Consider the following 13,173-nt stretch of genomic DNA (forward strand, 5'->3'; position numbering starts at 1 on the left):
CTGGGGAAGGGCAAACGATGTTCGCCCCCGGCCATCGGCCCAGCCGACCGGCAGGCATCGCGCCACCGCGACGCCGACGTCCATCCACGCAATCGGGAGGGGCTTTCGATGAATCTGGGCAAACGCATGGCCGCCGAGTTCTTCGGCACGTTCTGGCTGGTACTGGGTGGCTGCGGCAGCGCGGTGCTGGCCGCCGGCTTTCCGCAACTGGGCATCGGCTTCGCCGGCGTGGCGCTGGCCTTCGGCCTCACCGTGTTGACCATGGCTTATGCCGTGGGCCATATCTCCGGCGGCCACTTCAATCCTGCGGTGACCTGCGGCCTCGCCGTCGGCGGCCGGTTCCCGATGAAGGAAGTGGTCCCCTACATCGTGGCGCAGGTGATCGGCGGACTCGTGGCCGGCGGTGTGCTGTACCTGATCGCCTCGGGCAAGGCCGGCTTCGACGCCACTGCCAGCGGCTTCGCCGCGAACGGCTATGGCGAGCACTCCCCCGGCGGCTACTCGATGGGCGCCGCGGCGGTGTGCGAGATCGTGATGACCGCCTTCTTCCTGTTCATCATCATGGGCACCACCCACCGGAACGCAGCGGTGGGCTTCGCCGGCATCCCGATCGGCTTTGCGCTGACCCTGATCCACCTCATCAGCATCCCGGTCACCAACACCTCGGTGAACCCGGCGCGCTCGACCGCGGTGGCCTTTTTCCAAGGCACCTGGGCGGTACAGCAGCTGTGGTTCTTCTGGGTGATGCCGATCATCGGCGGCATCGTCGGCGGCTTGGTCTTCCGCTATCTGCGCGGCAACGACGAGTAAGCGGCGCGGCCTCGCTGCAGCACCACAGGCACGCGGCCCAAGGGCCGCGTGTCGGTTTCACGCCTCATAAAGCTCGATCGGCAGGCCGTCCGGATCGGCGAAGAAGACGAAGCGCTTGCCGGTGTATTCGTCCACCCGCACCGCTTCGCAGGACACCCCGCGCGCCGTCAACTCCGTCACGGCGGCATCCACGTCGGCCACCACGAAGGCGAGGTGGCGCAATCCCTGCGCCTCCGGCCATGAGGGTCGCGGCGGCGCGCCCGGGAAGGAAAACAGTTCCAGTTGCACCCCGGCGCCGACTTCCAGGTCGCACTTCCACGAGTCGCGCGCCTCGCGGTAGACCTCGCGCACCACGCGCAGACCCAGCACCTCGCTGTAGAACGCCTTCGAGCGCGGGTAATCCGAGCAGATCAGGGCCACATGATGGACGCCGCGCAGCAAGGGCTCCGCCGCGCTCAGGCCTCCGAAAAAGGAAAGGCCAGCACGTCGGCGATGGCATCGGTGCCGGCGAGGCACATCAACAGGCGCTCCACGCCCAGCGCCACGCCGGCGCAATCAGGCAGGGCGTCGAGCACGGCGAGCAGTCGCTCGTCCATGGGCAACTCGCGCTGGCCGCGATCGCGGCGCCGTGCGTTGTCCCGCGCGAAACGGGCGCGCTGCTCCGACGCATCGTTCAATTCGTGGTAGCCGTTGGCCAGCTCGTATCGGCCGAGATACAGCTCGAAACGCTCGGCCAGCGGCGGGTCGCCGGCGCGCAGCCTGGCCAGTGCGCATTGGCTGGCCGGGTAATCGTGGATCACCGTGATGCGGTTGCGCGGGAACAGCGGCTGCAGCTTGTGGGTGAGCAGCAGGTCCAGCCAGTCGTCGCGGGTGAGCCCTGCCGGATCGATGCCCTGCTCCGCCAGCGGCGCGCACAGGTCGTCGACCGGCGCGTGTGCGGGATCCAGCCCCAGCTCGTCGATGAACAACTGGCGATAGCCCACGATCAACACCTCTGCGCGCGTCCCTTGCAGCGCCAACGCCGCTTCCACCAGTTCGATGGCTTCGTGCATCAGGCGGCGATGGTCCCAGCCGACGCGATACCACTCCAGCATGCTGAACTCGGGATTGTGCCGTCCGCCTGCCTCGCCGTTGCGGAACACGCGGCCCAGCTCGTAGCAGTCGCCCACGCCCGTGGCGAGCAGGCGCTTCAGCGGAAACTCCGGCGAGGTGCGCAGCCAGCGCTCGCGTGCGCCGGCATCGACGTGACCGCTGAACTGCGTGCTGAAGCTCTCGATGTTGGGCTCGGTATTGCCGGCGGCGGAAAGGATCGGCGTCTCCACTTCCAGCACCTTGCGCTCGGCGAAGAAGCTGCGGATCAGGGCGTAGACGCGTGCGCGCAACTGCAAGGCCGGCATGCGGGGAAAGGTCTCGACCGTCATGCCCCGTGCTCCGCCAGCAATGCCAGCAACCGAGCCTCGTCCCACACCGGCACGCCCAGCTCGTTGGCCTTGTCCAGCTTGGAGCCGGCTTCGGCGCCGGCCACCACGAAGCCGGTTTTCTTCGAGACGCTGCCCGCGACTTTCGCGCCCAGCGCTTCGAGCTTTTCCTTCGCCAGGTCGCGGCTCATCGTGGGCAAGGTACCGGTAAGCACCACGGTCTGGCCTTCCAGCGGAAGGGCGGCGGAACGCGCCGAGCGCGGAATCGCATCGAGCAGGCGTTGCATCGCCGCTTCCGCCTCGTGCAGGGCCATCAGTTGCGACGCGTCTGCCAGGTACGCTTCGAGATTGATTGCCGCCGCCTGCGGCAATCCCGCGGTGATCCACTGCGGCTGCCCCGCGTCGAGCAGGTGCTGCAAGGTCGCATATTGCGCGGCCAGCAGCGCCGTGCTTTTCGGGCCGAGTTTGTTGACGCGCGCCATGTCCAGCAGCACGGCGAGGTCCAGGCCTTCGCGCAGCTTGGGCGAAGGCTCGCCCTCGTCGCCGAAACGGATGCCGGCGGCAAGCAACGCATCGACCACCCGCTGGTTGCCCGGCTGCGCGAAGAAGCCGGCGATGGATGCAGCCACCTCGCCGCCGATGTCCGGCAACACGCGCAACACCGGCGCCGGCATGCTGCGCACGAACTCCAGCCGGCCCAGCCACGCAGCCAGGGTCTTCGCCGTGCTCTCGCCGATGTGCATGATGCCCAGCGCGAACAGGAAGCGCGCCAGCGTGGTGCTCTTGCTGGCAGCGATGCCGTCGAGCAGGTTATCCGCCCACTTGGTGGCTATCTTGCCTGCCTTCACCGTCTCGGGCGTGGTGCCGTCGCGCTCGTCGGCGCGGCGCTTCATCTCCAGGAAATCGTCCAGCGTGAGCCGGTAGAGATCGGCCGGCGTATGCACGTAGCCGAAATCCACCAGCGCATCGACATAGCGCTCGCCCAGGCCGTCGATGTCCATCGCACGGCGCGAGGCGAAGTGGATCAGTGCCTCCTTGCGCTGCGCCGCGCAGATCAGGCCGCCGGAGCAGCGGTAGGCCGCTTCGCCTTCCTCGCGCAGCAGCGCCGAGCCGCACACCGGGCAATGCGCCGGCATCGCCCACGGCCGCGTGTGCGGCGGACGCTGTTCGGGTATCACACGCACGACTTCGGGAATCACGTCGCCCGCGCGGCGCACGATCACCGTATCGCCCACGCGCACGTCCAGCCGCGCCACCTGGTCGGCGTTGTGCAGGGTGGCATTGGTGACGGTGACGCCGGCCACCTGCACCGGCGCCAGCCGGGCCACCGGCGTGGCGGCCCCGGTGCGGCCGATCTGGATTTCGATCGCTTCGACCGTGGTGCTCTGTTCCTGTGCGGGAAACTTGTGCGCAATCGCCCAGCGCGGCGCGCGCGCCACGAAGCCCATCTCGCGTTGCCCCGCATAGTCGTCCAGTTTGTAGACCACGCCGTCGATGTCGTAAGGGAGGCTATCGCGCTTCGCGCCGATGCGCTTGAAGTAGGCGACCAGGCCCGCGAAGCCGCGCGCCGTACCCACCTCGGGCGACACCGGGAGACCCCATTCGCGCAGTTGCTGCAGTGTGGCCGAATGCGTGGGCGGCAGTTCGCCGCCTTCCACCACGCCCACCGCATAGGCGAAGAAGCTCAGCTTGCGCTTCGCGGTGATCGCCGGATCGAGCTGGCGTAGCGAACCGGCCGCGCCGTTGCGCGGATTGGCCAGGGTCTTCTCGCCCTGCGTACGGGCGTGCTCGTTGAACGCTTCGAAATCCTTGCGCAGCATGATCACTTCGCCGCGCACCTCCAATACCTCGGGCCAGCCCGCGCCGCGCAGCTTCAACGGAATCGCGCGCACGGTGCGCAGGTTGGCGGTGACATCCTCGCCGGTCTCGCCGTCGCCACGGGTGGCACCCTGCGCGAACGTGCCGCGCTCGTAGCGCAGGCTGATCGCCAGGCCATCCAGCTTGGGCTCCACCGAGAACAGCGGTTCGCTGCGATCCAGGGCCTGTTCGATGCGCCGTTCGAACTCGGCCACCTCGTGGAAGCGGGTCCGCTCGTCCTCGCCCGGCTGCTCGAAGGCATTCGACAACGACAGCATCGGCATCGCGTGCCGCACCTCGGCGAAACCTCCGCTGGCGCGCGCGCCCACTTTCCGGGTGGGCGAATCCGGCGTGGCCAGTTCGGGATGTGCCGCCTCCAGCGCTTCCAGCTCGCGCATCAGGCGATCGTATTCGGCATCGGTGATCGCCGGGTCGTCGAGCACGTGGTAGCGGTGGTTGGCCTGTTCGATGCGCTCGCGCAGGTCGGCGGCACGGGTCTTGCTGTCGGCGGGGACGGGAGATGCGCTCATGGACGCAGTTTAGCGATCCGCACGCCGTGGCGGACGGTCGGCATAAGCGAATCAAAAGCCTTGGAGCGTAGCCTGAACCTCCGGCGGCCACGTCCCCCGGCCGCCAGGGAGGCATCCCATGCGCACGACACGTCTCGCACTGTTGCTGCTCGCCTTCACCCTGCCTGCTCCGGCTTTCGCCAGCGGCGGCCCGCTCGGCATCGACCACCGCCTGCATTACGACAACAGCGGCATCTGGAAGCGCAGCAACCAGAACATTCTCATGTACGGCTCCATCGTGACGGTAGCCGGTGGCGCGCTGGCCTTCGGCGACCAGGACAAGCTGGGCGACACGTTCTGGCGCTCGGTGGACGCGATGGTGATTTCCGGCCTGGGTGCGCAGGCGCTGAAATACACGTTTCAGCGCGAGCGCCCTTCGCAGACGTCCGATCCGAACCGCTTCTTCGAAGGCACCCACGCACAGAGCTTCCCCAGCGGCGAGGTCACCGCGATCACCGCCGCGGTGACGCCGTTCATGGTGAACTACGGCCCCGATCATCCTGCGGTCTATGCGCTGGCGCTGTTGCCCGCCTACGACGCAGTGGCGCGCATGAAGACGCGCGGCCACTGGCAGACCGACGTGCTGGCCGGCGCCGCGCTGGGCGCGGGCGTGGGCATCTGGACCGCGCACCGGAAATCGTCGCTGCTCATCGGCTGGTTGCCGGGCGGCTTCCAGGTCGGCTTCGTGCACCACTTCAAACCCGGCCCGTGATGGCTGCCACGCATCGTGCGGAAACACGCGGCACAGCCACGGGCATGCCGCCCCCGCGACCGTGGACGATGAAACTCCGCTGACTCCGCGCAGGGGCGTGACCGCAGGCAACCTGTCGCAGCAGCTATCATGCGCGCAATGTCCCTGCACGACGCCGAGCCCTCCGACCAAGCCGATGCTGTCGCCACAGCAACCGCGGTCGAGGCGGCACCCGCAATCTCTTCGCGCGAACGCTACCGCGGACTGCTGTGGCTGGTGGCGGCGGCCTTCTTCATGCAGTCGCTCGATTCCACCGTGGTCAATACCGCGGTGCCGGCGATGGCCGAGGCTCTGAAGGAAACGCCGCTGGGCATGCGCAGCGCGCTGACCAGCTACGTGCTGACGCTGGCGATCCTGATTCCGACCAGTCCGTGGCTGTGCGACCGCTTCGGCACGCGCCGGGTGTTCGGCGGTGCCATCGTGCTGTTCGGCGTGGGCTCGCTGTTGTGCGGCGTATCGCAGACGCTGCCCCAGCTGGTGGCGGCGCGCGTGCTGCAGGGCGTAGGCGGCGCGGCCCTGATGCCGGTGGGACGCTACGTGCTGGTGCGCAGCATCGACAAGCGCGAATTCGTGGGCGCGATGAGCACGGTGGCCACCTTCGGCCTGCTCGGTTCGGTGCTGGGTCCGTTGTTGGGCGGCGCGCTGGTGGAATACACCACCTGGCGACTGATCTTCCTGGTCAACGTGCCGGTGGCGATCGCCGGCATGTGGATGAACCGGCGCGACATGCCCGAATACCGGCTCGAACGCGCCAATCGCTTCGACCTCGTGGGTTTCCTGCTGTTCGCCATCGCCTCCGCGCTGCTGCTCGCCGCGTCGGAACTGGCCGGCGCCGATCCGGTGCCGTGGTCCGAGATGGCCGCCTGCAGCGGCATCGCCCTGCTGCTCGGCGTGGTCTATGTGTGGCACAGCCGGCGTACCGCGTACCCGGTGGCCGATCTTTCCCTGCTGCGGGTCCGCAGCGTGTGGGTGGCGCTGGCCGGCGGCCTGTTCACCCGCCTGGGCATCTCCGGCATGTTCCTGCTGCTGGTGCTGTTCCTGCAGGTGGGTTGCGGCTGGTCGCCCTTGGCGGCGGGCCTGATGATGGTGCCGCAGGCGCTGGGCTCGATCGCCGCGAAGTGGGCGGTCAACCGCGCGCTGGTGCATTTCGGCTATCGCCGCCTGCTGCTGGGCAACACCCTGATGGTGGCCTTGCTGCTGGCCGCGTTCGCGCTGTTCGGACAGGGCACGCCGGGCTGGCTGATCGCTGTGTTCACCTTTGCCTACGGCGCCTTCGCCGGCCTGCAGTACACGGTGATGAACACGCTGATCTACAACGATCTGGACATCAAGCACGCATCGATGGCCTCGTCGATGGCGTCCACCGTGCAGTACCTCGCGATGAGCTTCGGCATCGCGCTTTCCACCCTGCTGATGCAGGCGCTGCTGCGCGGGCATGAGCCGCACGATTTCGTGGTCGCGTTCCGCTGGACGGTGGTGTTGCTGGCCGTGGTCACCGCCGCCGCCAGCCGCGTGTTCGGCCAGTTGCGCGAGAACCGGCAGCCCGAGGCACTTGCCGCCACGCCCTGAGCATCGCCACCGCACGGCAACGCGATAGCATGCGGCAATGCCCTCGCCCGGACGCGCCGCATGCACCACGCCAGCGACATCCTGCTCACCCTGTTCATCGTGTTCGTCGCCGCGCAGGTCGGCGGTGAAATCGCGCAGCGGCTGAAACTGCCCGGTGTGGTGGGAGAAATCGCCGCGGGCTGCGTGGTCGGCCCTTCCCTGCTCGGCTGGATCGCGCCGGAACAGGTCGCCACCGGCACGCCGCTGGACGTGCTGGCCGAGATCGGCGTGGTGTTGCTGCTGTTCTCGGTGGGCCTGGAAACGCGGCTGGACGATCTGAAGAAGGTCGGCAAGACCGCCTTGCTGGTCGGCGTGATCGGCGTGCTGGTGCCGTTCGGCATGGGTGCGCTGTGGGCGCACGGCAGCGGCTTCGGCTGGGACAAGGCCATGTTCGTGGCCGCCGCCTTCGTCGCCACTTCGGCCGGCATCACCGCGCGCGTGCTGCAGGAACTGGGCGCGCTGCAGCGCATGGAGAGCAAGGTGATCCTCGGCGCCGCCGTGATCGACGACATCCTCGCCATGCTGCTGCTCGGCGTGGTGGTGTCCCTGCAAGGCGGCGAAGGCTTCGACACCGGCCGCCTGCTGCTGGTGCTGCTCGAAGCTGTGGGCTTCATTGCGGTGATCGGCTGGGGCGGCTCGCAGGTGATGCGCCGCAAATCCCACTGGCTGGACAAGCCGCGCCACGCGCAATCGCCGTTGCTGATCGCGTTGGCGCTGTGCCTCGGGCTGGCCTACGTCTCCACCCTGTTCGGTCTCGCCGCCATCATCGGCGCTTTCCTCGCCGGCATGATCGCCTCCGAAACCCGCCAGCAGCACATGCTGGAAAAGCAGACCCAGCCGCTGCTGGCCTTGCTCACACCATTCTTTTTCGTCGTCACCGGCAGCAAGATCGATCTGCACGAACTGGCCAGCGCCGACGCGTTGTGGATGCTGCTGGTCGTCACTGCGATCGCCGTCGCCTCCAAGCTGATCGGCGGTGGACTGGGCGCGCTGCCGCTGGGCCGGCGCGCCGCCGCCATCGTGGGCTTCGGCATGGTGCCGCGTGGCGAAGTAGGCGTGGTGATCGCCAGTCTCGGCCTCGCTGCCGGCGTGTTCAACAACCGCGTCTACGCGATCATCGTGGCGATGTCCCTGCTCACCGCGATGGTGACGCCGCCGGTGCTCGCGTGGCTGTTGCGTCACACGCCGGCAGACGCCGGCACGGACAGCACGGACACGCCTCCACGATGACGCTGGAATGCTCGCTGTCCATCGCGGCATGCAATCTCGTTCACGCCACAGGAGGGCGGCAACGGCATAAACTTGCGACCGCCAGCACCGATTCGCCACTCACCCAAGGAGGTTCTCCCATGAGCATCAAATCCCTGCTCGCTGTCGCTTTCACCGCCGTGCTCGGCGTCGCCGCCAGCGGCACCGCCGCCGCGCAAAGCAACGGCGTGCTCGTGCGCAACGACGGCATCTATCTGCGTTGCGACCAGTGCGGCACCGTGCAGAGCGTGGAACAGAACATCACCCAGGGCGGCGGTCACGGCACCGCCGGCGCGATCATCGGCGCCATCGCCGGCGGCGTGCTCGGCAACCAGGTCGGCAAGGGCAACGGCAAGAAGCTCGCCACCGTGGGCGGCGCCGTGGGCGGCGGCTTCGCCGGCAACGCGATCGGCAACAACACCGGCAGCAGCACCAGCTGGGTCGTGCGCATCAGGATGGGCAACGGCAGCTACCAGAACGTCCAGGTAAGGGACGCCAGCGCGATCCGCCAGGGCGACTTGGTGCAGGTGGACCAGAAAGGGAACATCACGCGAATCCAGTAAGCGTTGCCAAACCGCATCGAAACAGAACGCCCTGACCGGGGCGTTCTGTTTGAGCGGGACTCGTGCGTGGTTGCTCAGGCAGCCTTCTGTGGCCAGTGACAGATGAACCCGGTGAGGCCAGCCAGACGGCACCTTGTATCGCAATTTGCCCGTCACCCTTCGAGCAGATGCTGCCGACCATCTTCTCCGTGGCTGCACAAGCATGCCGCCTATGCCTCCGAGTGCATAACGATCTGCGATTTGGCCATTCCGCTCTAGCGGATGCTTAACGCCTCCCGTGGTTTTCTGGAATCCGAGCACGCCAGCACCGGAGGCACCGATGTACGACGCACTCACACCATCCATCCACGCGTGGAACGAGCGGGTTCTCGCAACCATTGAAAGATGCGTGGTCCGGCAGGGGCAAATCGACGTGAACCATCTTGCCGGCGAGCTTTCGCAGGTTGCGGCATGGCCCGGTTGCCCGCAGGCCGCCGGACTTTCTCCCGCATCAGAGACACCGTCCTATCGACGGCTGCCGCTCGGCGCGGACGAGGCGCACGGCTATGAAGCGCTGTTGATCCTGTGGCCGCCGGGCCATGCGACGCCGATCCACGACCACGACGGCTTGTGGGGCATGGAATTCGTGCTCGACGGCGTGCTGGAAGTGGAATCCTTCCAGCTCCTCCCGCAACCCACCATCCACCTGGAGCGCGATCACAGCCGGATCGTGGGTGTCGGCGACCACGTCGCGTTTTCCCAGGCCGACTATGCGCATCGATGCCGCAACCTCTCCAGGAACCGCCAGGCGCTTTCCCTGCACGTATACGGCGGCGAACTGAACCGCTATCGCAGCTTCATCCACGACCATGGGCAATGGTCCAGCGAGCTGCATCAGGCCGTGCGCGAAAGTACGACGCTCGCGTAGGCGTCCCCCTCCCTTTCCCTACCAGAGATCTTGACCATGCCGGATATCGCAATCATCGGCGGCGGCGCGGCCGGAGCGGCGCTGTTCGGCGCCCTCCTTTCACGCGACACATCGGACGCTGTGCACTGGGTGACCGGAAGCACGCCCCGCATCGGACGCGGCGTCGCCTATGGCACGTCGCACGATCATCACCTGCTGAACGTGCGGGCGGCCGGCATGAGCCTGTACCCGGACGCGGACGAGAGCTTCGTCGAATACAGCGCAAGGAGCCACGCCGGCTCCAGGCCCACCGACTTCCTGCCGCGCCAGCTGTTTGGCGAGTACATCGAATCGCAACTGGACAGGCGCATACGCAACGCGGAACAGCACGGCCGGCGCTTCGCCATCGTTCCCGCCACCGCCTCGGGCATCCAGCCCTCCGCCAACGGCTACGAGATCGTCCTCGACAATGGCGGCACCTTGACCGCCGGGCGGGTGGTCCTGGCCTTGGGCGCGCTTCCCCCGCGTCCGTTGCGGACGGTTTCGAAGCGCGCGCTCGGCAGCGGTGCCTACGTGTTGGATCCGTGGAGCCTCACCGCGCGTCCGAACCGTCCGCGTCGGCTCATCGTGATCGGCACCGGGCTGACCGCCATCGATACCGTGATCTCGGCCTCCATCCGCTGGCCAGACGTGGAACTGGTCGCCGTCTCGCGCCACGGCTTGCCGCCGTTCGTGCATCCGGCGCTTCCCATCGATCCGTTCCCGCAACAGGCCGAACTCAACGCCATGCTGCTGGCATGCGACGGGCCGGCGCCCGTACTCGCCGAGATCCGGCGCACCTTCCACGAGCACCCGCACGTCGACTGGCGCAGCGTGATCGACGGCATGCGCCCGATCAACGCGAAACTCTGGCAGACCTTCACGCCGCGCCAGCGCAAACAGTTCTTGCGGCACGCGCGCTGGTTGTGGGAATCGGCGCGCCATCGTGTGCCGCCGCAATCGGCCGAGATCATCCAGCAACTGCGCGACGAAGGGCGATTGCAGATCCATGCCGCCCGCGTGCTCGACGTGGATGGCGAAGGCCCGCTCGATGTGACGGTTCGATCCCGCGACAACCAGCTCGTGACCACCCTGCAGTCGGATGTCGTGGTGCAGGCCACAGGCCTGGACACCGCAGCTGCCTTCGCCGAACACTCCCTGGTGTCGGGTCTGCTGCGTGACGGGCTCGCGTCGGCCGATCCATTGCAGCTCGGCGTACTGGCCGAACCGGACGGGCGACTGATCAATGCGGCTGGCGAGATACAGCCGGGACTTCATGCCATCGGATCGCTGCTTAGGGGCAATCTCTGGGAATGTACGGCGATGCCGGAAATCCGCGTCGCTGCCGATGCATTGGCGACTCGATTGAACACGTCGCGAGCGGATTGCGACGAATTGCCCGAGTTGCTTGTCGTGGGCTGACTGGAGATATCAGATCGATTGTTTTCACGAAGAGGAGTGGCAAAAGGATTTTCGGCGGCCCTGAAGACAAGGCGGTGCAAACGGTGTCTCAGCGCGAAAATTCTACTTCTGGCGGGCTCGAATCAACGGGGACGCTACAGATGCTATATAGCGGCAGCGAACTGCTCCCGATAGCTCGCAGGTGGCACACGCAAGCGCCGCATGAAGGCTCTCCGCATGCGTTCCTCGTCCCCGAACCCGCAAAGGAAGGCAATCTGCTTGATGGCAATGTGGTTCTCCTCGAGATGGCGGCAGGCTGTCTCCAGGCGAAGGTCTTCGATCAGCTTGGCGGGTGTGCGGCCGTACTGGTCGACAAATTTGCGCGCGAAGGTACGTGGCGTCATTTTCATGCGAGCGGCCAGACGTTCGATGCTGAGCTCTTCGTCGAGATGCTCGACGATCCAGACATGCAGGGTTTCGAGCTGCGACTTGAGTTTGTGCGTACCTGCACCAGCCTGAGTGGCCAAGGTACGGCTGAATTGTGCCTGCCCGCCGGGTCGATGCAGGAAAACGACGAGGTCTTTGGCAACAGCAAGACTCAGCCGGCGATCGTGATCGACTTCTACCAGGGTTAACGCCAGATCGATGCCCGCCGAGATGCCGGCGGACGTCCAGATGTTTCCGTCGTTGACATAGATGGGATCGAGCTGCACTTGTACAGCCGGAAATTGTGCGAGCAATTCATCGACCGATGCCCAGTGCGTCACGGCACGGCGCCCATCAAGCAGACGTGCCGAAGCCAATAGAAAAGCGCCAGTGCAAACACTGCAGGTGCGCCGCACGATGGTAGAAGCGTGCGCTATCCATTCGACGAGCACCGTGTCGCGCATCGCCTCGGCAACCGTAACGCCGCCGACTACGATCACAGTGTCCAACTCGTGCACATTGACCGATGCAAGCGATCGCGTCTGGATTGCGACGCCGGACGACGTGCGTACCAAATTGCCTGCTGTAGACAGGTAGATCAACTCGTAAAGCGGCGAACTTTCACCCGATAACCGATTGGCGCTGCCGAATACTTCGGCGGGTCCGGCGATATTGAGAGCCAGTGCGTCCTCGAACAGTACGAATGCAACGATTTTCGCGGAAGGCATCGGCGTGGCAGAAAAGGAGGGTTGATTAGCGTTGCGCTACGGAAGCGGAGTCGTCAAGGTCTCATTCCAATCAGACGTTGTCGCATGATGCGTCGGATAGCTGCTCATCGATGATGAGTGTGAGCCTAACTTTGAAGGATGAATTATGAATCACTTATCGATTTTCGCGACCCTCGCCGCACTGGCCGTAACGGCGCACGCATATGCTGCCGACGCTCCGACTCTCACTCCCGAGCTTCAGCCTTTGGACATCGCTTCCGGTACCTGGCAGTACCATGGAGAGAACTTGGCGACGGCTGATCAAAAAGCCGGCAAATGGACGTGGCTGGAAGAGTGCGAATGGTCTGCAAACCATGCCTTCATGTCATGCAGTTTCACCATGAACTGGCCCGACAAGGTCGTAAAGTCGCAGGCTGTAAGTACCTACAACTACAGCGACAAGAGTTATTGGCACTACGAAATGTTCGACTCTGATAACGGCGGTGCCGACCCTTTCATCGCGCGCATGACCATCGCCGGTAACACGTGGACACATTACGGTAACGCCGACAAAAAGACCTATCGTGTTATTTACCACTACGTATCACCGACTCAAGTAACCGTGCGTATCGAATTGTCCAGCGACAATGTTCACTGGGCGACGCTGGCTCAGGGCGAGGGCGTCAAGGACGTCAGAGCAACCGTGCGCAATTCAAATCGTTGAGTTCGGCAACGATTGGTCAACGTGCTGGCGCCTGCAGTTACGTGTTCTTCCGCCTTGTCGACCGATCTGAGCTGTCAGCAGGTCTCGTGCGTAAAGACTAAGGGTGATTTCGACCTTGCCCGTCCTGCATGCCTGGTGCGAGGACGGCCTCTGGCGAAAATGCCGG

General features: G+C 65.8%; 12 protein-coding genes. 8 read left to right on the forward strand and 4 right to left on the reverse strand.

The features are described from left to right. Positions 1-108: 108 nt before the first annotated feature. A complete protein-coding gene (gene aqpZ, locus ISP25_RS05050) occupies positions 109-810 on the forward strand; it encodes an aquaporin Z (RefSeq protein WP_404612175.1) in 702 nt (233 codons plus the stop codon). A 57-nt stretch (positions 811-867) separates the two neighbouring features. On the opposite strand, the gene gloA2 is transcribed toward aqpZ, so the two are convergent. Genes gloA2 through ligA form a run of 3 tightly spaced genes read right to left on the reverse strand, consistent with a single transcriptional unit; the run spans position 868 to position 4,615 of the window. Beyond that, entirely contained in the window at positions 868-1,251 is a 384-nt protein-coding gene (gene gloA2, locus ISP25_RS05055; protein ID WP_404612177.1) for an SMU1112c/YaeR family gloxylase I-like metalloprotein, read from the reverse strand. Between the two features lie 14 nt (positions 1,252-1,265). Then, positions 1,266-2,231, reverse strand: a complete 966-nt coding sequence (gene epmA, locus ISP25_RS05060) for an EF-P lysine aminoacylase EpmA (protein ID WP_404612179.1) — start codon at positions 2,229-2,231, stop codon at positions 1,266-1,268. After that, positions 2,228-4,615 carry an NAD-dependent DNA ligase LigA gene (gene ligA, locus ISP25_RS05065; RefSeq protein WP_404612181.1) on the reverse strand — a complete coding sequence of 796 codons (2,388 nt, stop codon included), beginning with the start codon at positions 4,613-4,615 and terminating at the stop codon, positions 2,228-2,230. The genes epmA and ligA overlap by 4 nt, the downstream gene beginning before the upstream one ends. A 118-nt stretch (positions 4,616-4,733) precedes the next feature. On the opposite strand from ligA, the gene ISP25_RS05070 reads away from it, so the two are divergent. The 6 genes from ISP25_RS05070 (at position 4,734) to ISP25_RS05095 (ending at position 11,171) form a co-directional block, all read left to right on the forward strand. Next, entirely contained in the window at positions 4,734-5,366 is a 633-nt protein-coding gene (locus ISP25_RS05070) for a phosphatase PAP2 family protein (RefSeq protein WP_192155296.1), read from the forward strand. Between the two features lie 138 nt (positions 5,367-5,504). Then, a complete protein-coding gene (locus tag ISP25_RS05075) occupies positions 5,505-6,974 on the forward strand; it encodes an MFS transporter (protein WP_404616272.1) in 1,470 nt (489 codons plus the stop codon). A gap of 60 nt (positions 6,975-7,034) precedes the next feature. Further along, complete coding sequence (locus ISP25_RS05080; RefSeq protein WP_404612183.1) at positions 7,035-8,243, forward strand: cation:proton antiporter; 1,209 nt, start codon at positions 7,035-7,037, stop codon at positions 8,241-8,243. Positions 8,244-8,362: 119 nt separating this feature from the next. Next, positions 8,363-8,824 (forward strand): glycine zipper 2TM domain-containing protein, encoded by a 462-nt coding sequence (locus ISP25_RS05085; protein ID WP_404612185.1) that lies wholly within the window; start codon positions 8,363-8,365, stop codon positions 8,822-8,824. Between the two features lie 412 nt (positions 8,825-9,236). Further along, entirely contained in the window at positions 9,237-9,731 is a 495-nt protein-coding gene (locus ISP25_RS05090; protein WP_404612187.1) for a cysteine dioxygenase, read from the forward strand. A 36-nt stretch (positions 9,732-9,767) separates the two neighbouring features. Beyond that, the gene (locus tag ISP25_RS05095; protein WP_404612189.1) at positions 9,768-11,171 is read left to right on the forward strand and encodes an FAD/NAD(P)-binding protein; all 1,404 of its coding nucleotides are present in this window, start codon (positions 9,768-9,770) and stop codon (positions 11,169-11,171) included. A gap of 143 nt (positions 11,172-11,314) precedes the next feature. Here the strand turns inward: ISP25_RS05095 and ISP25_RS05100 are convergent, their stop codons facing one another. Then, positions 11,315-12,304 (reverse strand): GlxA family transcriptional regulator, encoded by a 990-nt coding sequence (locus ISP25_RS05100; RefSeq protein WP_404612191.1) that lies wholly within the window; start codon positions 12,302-12,304, stop codon positions 11,315-11,317. A 145-nt stretch (positions 12,305-12,449) separates the two neighbouring features. Between ISP25_RS05100 and ISP25_RS05105 the strand changes: the two genes are divergently transcribed. Further along, positions 12,450-13,007: a DUF1579 family protein gene (locus ISP25_RS05105; protein WP_404612193.1), complete on the forward strand. Its 558-nt coding sequence runs from the start codon at positions 12,450-12,452 to the stop codon at positions 13,005-13,007. Positions 13,008-13,173: the final 166 nt, after the last annotated feature.

It is taken from the genome of Rhodanobacter hydrolyticus (assembly GCF_044904645.1).

What these genes read in the sequence shown, in the direction of transcription:
- ISP25_RS05105 (WP_404612193.1), top strand. Translation starts at nt 12,450, where the DNA reads ATGAATCACTTATCGATTTTCGCGACCCTCGCCGCACTGGCCGTAACG.
- ligA (WP_404612181.1), bottom strand. Translation starts at nt 4,615, where the DNA reads ATGAGCGCATCTCCCGTCCCCGCCGACAGCAAGACCCGTGCCGCCGAC.
- ISP25_RS05080 (WP_404612183.1), top strand. Translation starts at nt 7,035, where the DNA reads ATGCACCACGCCAGCGACATCCTGCTCACCCTGTTCATCGTGTTCGTC.
- ISP25_RS05085 (WP_404612185.1), top strand. Translation starts at nt 8,363, where the DNA reads ATGAGCATCAAATCCCTGCTCGCTGTCGCTTTCACCGCCGTGCTCGGC.
- ISP25_RS05100 (WP_404612191.1), bottom strand. Translation starts at nt 12,304, where the DNA reads ATGCCTTCCGCGAAAATCGTTGCATTCGTACTGTTCGAGGACGCACTG.
- ISP25_RS05075 (WP_404616272.1), top strand. Translation starts at nt 5,505, where the DNA reads ATGTCCCTGCACGACGCCGAGCCCTCCGACCAAGCCGATGCTGTCGCC.
- aqpZ (WP_404612175.1), top strand. Translation starts at nt 109, where the DNA reads ATGAATCTGGGCAAACGCATGGCCGCCGAGTTCTTCGGCACGTTCTGG.
- ISP25_RS05095 (WP_404612189.1), top strand. Translation starts at nt 9,768, where the DNA reads ATGCCGGATATCGCAATCATCGGCGGCGGCGCGGCCGGAGCGGCGCTG.
- epmA (WP_404612179.1), bottom strand. Translation starts at nt 2,231, where the DNA reads ATGACGGTCGAGACCTTTCCCCGCATGCCGGCCTTGCAGTTGCGCGCA.
- ISP25_RS05070 (WP_192155296.1), top strand. Translation starts at nt 4,734, where the DNA reads ATGCGCACGACACGTCTCGCACTGTTGCTGCTCGCCTTCACCCTGCCT.